Source organism: Acinetobacter qingfengensis, assembly GCF_008693185.1.
Lineage (GTDB): Bacteria > Pseudomonadota > Gammaproteobacteria > Pseudomonadales > Moraxellaceae > Acinetobacter > Acinetobacter qingfengensis.
Genome location: NZ_VXKN01000026.1, coordinates 1 through 860, shown reverse-complemented (window position 1 = coordinate 860; position 860 = coordinate 1). Strand labels below are relative to the sequence as shown.

General features: G+C 46.2%; 2 protein-coding genes. Both read left to right on the top strand.

From position 1 onward, the window contains the following. Positions 1-621 (top strand): energy transducer TonB (locus F4V57_RS14700; RefSeq protein WP_171492134.1); only part of this gene is annotated, 621 nt, incomplete at its 5' end. A 37-nt stretch (positions 622-658) separates the two neighbouring features. Beyond that, on the top strand, positions 659-860 hold a 202-nt coding region (locus tag F4V57_RS14695; protein WP_150330565.1), incomplete at its 3' end, for a biliverdin-producing heme oxygenase.

The following is an 860-nucleotide window of genomic DNA, read 5'->3' as shown; positions in this document are numbered from 1 at the left end:
ATAGAACAGGATAGCTCCGCAGCAACAGTAACAGCCCAACCGACAGTCAACACCACCACGCCGCAACCAATAATAAAAAAACCGGCACAGCAACCGATCCTGAGCAGTACTGACGCCACAAAAAAAATTCAACAAACACCACCCAAAGCACAAATAAAAGCAGTTGCAACACCACAGCAAGTGACACAGCCGTCAACGACAACCACAAATGCAACACCTGCTGCAACAGGTACGGGCAATGCAGTACAAGGGACATCAAAGCAAAATGGCGGCAGTGAACAAGGCACAGCCCAACACAACACCCCAACCACCAGCAGCAACACAGTAGCCGAGCCTACACGGTTAAATGCCAGTCAGGTCACCGTATTAAGCATAGGTCAAATCAACTACAACGATAAAGCCTTACAGAATCAAAACCGATTACTCATCTTAACCCTACAAATAGATAGTAAAGGTAAGCCCACACAAATCCGTATTAAGCAAAGTAGCGGACTGGACTATCTGGATCAACTGGTGATCAAGGCAGCACAAAAGGCCCGTTTTAAACCACACATTGTCAATGGGCAAGCTGTTGCGGTGATTGTGGATTACCCCTTCCAGCTTAATCTGAGTCAACGTTAACCCCCAGACCTATTCATTCCACATAAGGAGAACCACCATGAATGCACAAGTACCAGAAACAGGCAGCCTCTCACAACGTCTCAAGATTGAAACCAGCCATGAACATGACCGCATGGAACAACTGATGGAAAAGGCACAAGTGTTTGCCAATCGACACAACTATGCCCAGCATACCCTGGCACAATACTATTTCCAGCAAGATATCGAAAATCTGTATCAGCATAATGAAGTTGAACAGA